Origin of the sequence: Pedobacter petrophilus (genome assembly GCF_009674725.1) — a bacterium.
In the GTDB taxonomy this organism is placed as follows: Bacteria; Bacteroidota; Bacteroidia; order Sphingobacteriales; family Sphingobacteriaceae; genus Pedobacter; species Pedobacter petrophilus.
In genome coordinates this window covers 1-4,776 of record NZ_WKKH01000094.1, presented here as the reverse complement: position 1 = coordinate 4,776, position 4,776 = coordinate 1, and the positions used below count along the sequence as shown (strand labels likewise).

Annotated in this window: 8 protein-coding genes and 1 pseudogene; all 9 read right to left on the bottom strand. The window is 38.8% G+C overall.

From position 1 onward, the window contains the following. Positions 1 to 45 precede the first annotated feature (45 nt). Complete coding sequence (locus GJU39_RS23015; RefSeq protein ID WP_154283334.1) at positions 46 to 276, bottom strand: PIN domain-containing protein; 231 nt, start codon at positions 274 to 276, stop codon at positions 46 to 48. Further along, a complete protein-coding gene (locus GJU39_RS23010) occupies positions 263 to 493 on the bottom strand; it encodes a hypothetical protein (RefSeq protein WP_154283333.1) in 231 nt (76 codons plus the stop codon). The genes GJU39_RS23015 and GJU39_RS23010 overlap by 14 nt, the downstream gene beginning before the upstream one ends. A gap of 626 nt (positions 494 to 1,119) precedes the next feature. Next, positions 1,120 to 1,335, bottom strand: coding sequence for a hypothetical protein (locus GJU39_RS23005; protein ID WP_154283332.1), 216 nt, complete (start codon positions 1,333 to 1,335; stop codon positions 1,120 to 1,122). A 13-nt stretch (positions 1,336 to 1,348) separates the two neighbouring features. Then, positions 1,349 to 1,732, bottom strand: a pseudogene (locus tag GJU39_RS23000) (HEPN domain-containing protein); the annotation flags it as partial. Between the two features lie 328 nt (positions 1,733 to 2,060). Next, positions 2,061 to 2,234 carry a hypothetical protein gene (locus GJU39_RS22995; protein WP_154283330.1) on the bottom strand — a complete coding sequence of 58 codons (174 nt, stop codon included), beginning with the start codon at positions 2,232 to 2,234 and terminating at the stop codon, positions 2,061 to 2,063. Between the two features lie 180 nt (positions 2,235 to 2,414). Beyond that, the gene (locus GJU39_RS24240; protein ID WP_342448240.1) at positions 2,415 to 2,729 is read right to left on the bottom strand and encodes a helix-turn-helix domain-containing protein; all 315 of its coding nucleotides are present in this window, start codon (positions 2,727 to 2,729) and stop codon (positions 2,415 to 2,417) included. Positions 2,730 to 2,731: 2 nt separating this feature from the next. Further along, the gene (locus tag GJU39_RS22985) at positions 2,732 to 3,340 is read right to left on the bottom strand and encodes a hypothetical protein (protein ID WP_342448239.1); all 609 of its coding nucleotides are present in this window, start codon (positions 3,338 to 3,340) and stop codon (positions 2,732 to 2,734) included. 50 nt (positions 3,341 to 3,390) lie between these two features. Beyond that, a complete protein-coding gene (locus GJU39_RS22980) occupies positions 3,391 to 4,434 on the bottom strand; it encodes an NAD(P)-dependent alcohol dehydrogenase (protein WP_154283329.1) in 1,044 nt (347 codons plus the stop codon). Between the two features lie 114 nt (positions 4,435 to 4,548). After that, on the bottom strand, positions 4,549 to 4,776 hold a 228-nt coding region (locus tag GJU39_RS22975), incomplete at its 5' end, for an aldehyde dehydrogenase family protein (protein ID WP_154283328.1).

Sequence of the window (4,776 nt, the reverse complement as noted above, 5' to 3'; positions counted from 1 at the left end):
CTGCCCATATATTCAAATTTAAAAGTTTCTTTCTAAATCTGACGACTAAATCCCTCTAGTCAAATGTAGCAACTTCAACCTTTCTAAAAAAGAGTTGATCTGTTTAATGTGCTTTTTTGGGTTGGCTGATCTATACGCACCCAGATATAATTCTCCTAATACAGCAAAAGGAATGTTTATTTCTTCCTCTAAGGTTTCAAGAAAAGCAGTAATTGTAGAATTGCCTTTAAATAGCTCAATAACGATATTGGTATCTAATATATTACTTCCAGTCATCTGGGTGGATGGTTTCACAAGATTCTGCAATTATACGTTCCATTTCTTCAGCCTCGTCCTTAGACCAGATTCCAGAAAAATCTTTTAAGCCTGGTGTTTTCTTAACTGTTTTATTATTGGTATTCTTTAATAGCTTCTCCAAAGCAGATAAAGTAGCTTCACTCTTTACTTTGAGCATTTCTTCTATCAAATGTAATTTACGTGTTTCTATGTGCATGGATGTGATATTGAGTGTTAACACAAAAATAAAGAATTATTTCTACAATAACCATACCCCTAAATCCTAATGAATATGAGCAAGTGCTAGTTAAGCACATGATTTCAAGTTTTTAATTTTTTTCGTGATCTTTATTTATCAATAAACCTATATGCCATCCTTAACCGATCTACAAAATCTTTAAAATCACCATCATAATGCTTCTCACCTAAGTTTTGGCCTTGTTCAAAATCCCTGTATAAGGAACCAAAAAAGGATAATGGTTAGTTCGATACCATTCATTATTCGAATCTGCAAGGCAAAAACCTAATATCACATGTGTCTCTTTAGGTGGTTGTTCCTGAATGTAGGGAACTACTTTTCTTAACGGAACAGGTTTTTGTGATATTACAGGAAGTTGTTTTCCTGGTTTATATAGGCCTTTATACCTCACTTTTGACGACACATGTAAATTATCCTTCGACTTATGGATCATCAGGTATTAGATCCCCCTGTTTCCTGATCAAAGAAATCCGGCCAATAATAGTCTTCGAAATTATATTCAGTGTCATAGTACATCAGTTGGGTAAGCGAAAAATAAGCGTATCGGCTCAAATAGTTTTCATGGGTATCAACGCTGCAACTTATTAATAGTTCGAGGCGGTAACCTTAATGTAAACAAGTTCTTCAGGCTCTTTGTCCAGAATTACACCTATTACAAGCAGTTCATTGCTGAAAGATATTTTTCTGATTTTAATGGGAAAATAACCCCTTTTGGGTTTTCTGATCTCGGAATATTGGTTCAGTGTATTTTCTGTAAGTATTCTTGTATTTGGCGTAAAAGGCAAATGAAAGAAGTTCATCGATAGAATAGTTTTATCCTCCATAAACCACCTCTCTTTCTTTTTTTAATTGTGTGTAGGATTCCGCCGCAGTTGCAAGGAAATTTATCTTTTCACCGCAGATAATTTCAGTGAGCTTTAAAAAGGTGGAAACACGGGTGAATATTTGTTCCGCATCGGCTTGTTCAACCTTAAAATCATCTTTGTAACGTGCAGCGGAATAACTTTTTACCATGATATCAAAGAGCCGTTTTTCCTCTTCACTGCCCGATAAGAAGAGGCTTGATGGTGCCGGAGAAAAGCTTTCGCACAACCGAAGCTGTCTATAAAGGTTGTGTATATCAGAACGGTATGCCAGATGAACCCTTATCAAGGCAATACAGCATTGCTCTACAACCTGATGCGCCATGAATGCGCTTAGATTATAATGTTAGTTCGTTAAGCATTCTTTTGCACTTTTTAAAAAACCTGTACCCAATGTAGAGCGGTGATTGTAATGTTTTTGGGCTTTTACTGCTCCCTGGGTGGGTATAAAATTTATGATATGAGCGCGTTGCACCATACCATCTCGACTATAAAGAATCTGGCCTCGTTATAAATGGTAATGAAAAACCTGTTATTGGCCTTTATCGCCTCTTTAATGGTTTCTTTCCCATGAGCCAATATGGTGATCTTTCCGAAAGGATATTTATTATTGGCAAAGTCTTGTACTTTGTGTTCAATTCTGGTGACACTTTCGGTGACTATTAACAAAAAATTGCACTATGGTTCTCTATAAAACAACCATCATTGACTTTAAAATCGATGTTTTTACCAAAGCTATAGATTTGCTCTGGCTCGAATTTTTGAACCAGCTCTTTGATAAAGGCTGAAAAATTTTCTTTCTGGAACTGACCAGATTGCGAGAATTGTGTTTCCATAATTGTGACTTTTTTGATTTCTGAGATCAAAAATGCGGTACGGCAATGCCGTAACCTACCACTAAAGCTGGTATCTTACTACATTACATTGGTTCATTCGAACACAATAATTTTGCTGTTTCATAACCAATGCCCGTAGTGCCTCCGGTTAACAGTACTTTTGAATTTTTGATTTCCATATTAATTTGGATTAAAGGATTTTCTGAAACTGGTAGGAGAAACAGCCGTTTTCTTTTTAAAAAGTTTGTTGAGGGACTGGGGGTAATCAAACCCGAGCTGGTAAGCGATTTCGCTGATACTCATATTGGTCATTGTCAGAAGAGCCTTTATCTGTTCTATTAACGCATTGTGGATATGCTGCTGTGCAGTTTGTCCGGTATGTTCCTTGAGCATGTCGCTGAGATAGTGTGGGGTGATATGAAGTTTTTCAGCCAGAAATTTTACTGTTGGCTGCCCAAATTCCTGAATTTTTCCAGCTTCAAAATATTTATTCAATATCAGCTCCATCTTCGAAAGCAGGTCACTGTTAATATTTTTGCGTGTAATGAACTGCCTGTTATAAAACCTGTGCAATACTGCAGGAGAAGCTCTATCTGTGATATCATCACATCCTGGCTAAAGCTGTCAATTCTTGAACTATATTCCTTTTTCAGGTTTTCCAGCAGATCATTAACCACGTGCTCTTCGTGATCAGATAAATGCAGGGCTTCATTTGCTCCATATGAGAAAAAACCATACTTGTTGATACTTTGAGATAACGCATAACCATTTAAAAAATCAGGATGCACCACCAGCCACCAGCCTGAAAGTTTTAAATCAGCAACAATCTCTGTAGAGATGACCTGGCCTGGCGAGAAAAAAGTCATTACCCCTTCGTCGAAATCATATCGGTTTTGTCCATACTTCATTTTTCCTACAAAGCCTTTCTTTAGTGCAATGCAGTAGAAACCATAGGCTACGCTTTCGAGATGGTCATCATCATAACACTTAATCTTGCTAAAATCAATCACACTAACTAAAGGGTGTAATGGTTTGGGAAGCTCCAAAATGCGGTGCAGTTCGGAGATAGACTCCATCTTATAGGGTAGTTTTCTTTCCGGTTTCATCGAATTTACTTGAAGCAAAGCCAGCAAAAATGATGGCCCTGCTAATTTAGTTATTTTTTAATCGTTGCCATGTCAATCACAAAGCGGTAACGTACATCGCCTTTTTCCATCCTTTCAAAAGCATGATCAATGTCTTTGATGTCAATCACTTCCACATCAGAAACGATATTATGCTCAGCGCAATAGTCGAGCATTTCCTGTGTTTGTGCCAATCCTCCTGCCCCGGAACCCGCAAGTGCCTTGTTGCCTGCAACTATGGAAAATGGCGAAACTTCAAAAGATTCCAGTGGGATGCCCACACAGATGTGTACCCCATTGGTTTTCAGTAAGGACAGATATTCGTTGATATCATGTTTGGCAGAAACGGTATCAAGTATAAAATCGAATGATGACTTCACCGTTTCCATCTGCGCCTCATCTCTTGTTACAACAAAGTGGTGTGCCCCCAAAAGTTTGGCGTCTGCTCTCTTTGACTCAGATGTGCTCAGTACGGTAACTTCGGCTCCGAAAGCAATACCAAATTTAACGGCCATATGTCCTAGTCCACCTAAACCTACCACTGCAAGTTTGTGGCCTTTTCCAACTTTCCAGTTTCTTAAAGGTGAGTAGGTAGTAATGCCCGCACAAAGCAATGGAGCTACTGCTTCAGGTGCCAGTTTTTCAGAGACAGACAGTACAAACTCTTCTCTCACCACGATATTGTCAGCATAACCGCCATATACAGGCAGTCCGTCTTTTCCTATATTGTTGTAGGTCTGTACACCAGTGGCACAGAACTGTTCCTGGTGGTTACGGCAATTTTCACATTTAAGGCAGGAATCTACCATAACTCCAACTCCAACAAGATCGCCAATAGCATACTTTGTGACGCCATTTCCGATTCTGGCCACTCTCCCCACAATTTCATGCCCGGGAACCATCGGGAACATTCCAGGAAACCAATCATCTCTGATGGCATGGAGATCAGAGTGGCAAACCCCACAAAACAAGATGTCGATCAATATATCTGTACTTCCAACCTCTCTTCTTTTAAACGCCCACGGGGCAAGATTACTCGTCGGACTTTGGGCCGCATATCCATTTGATTGTATCATTTTATTTTTCTTTTATCCGCCACAAAGATCTTGAATACCCCCATTTTTAAATTATCCAAAATGGGGGTATACGTATCCATAAGGGGGGTAATTAAGTGTAATTATATTTACTGATTAGTACCTGACCACTACGGTTTTTATTTGCGTGTAGGCATCAATGGATTCTGCGCCGAGTTCACGGCCAAGCCCAGATTGCTTATAACCTCCAAATGGCATCATGGGATCAAGTTCAAACAGTGTATTTATCCAAGTTCTATGATCAATGTGCATATACCAATAAATTTGACCCCCTTTCGCCAATTTTAAATTGACCCCCAGAGTTGTTGCTTGAAAAAAGCAGAA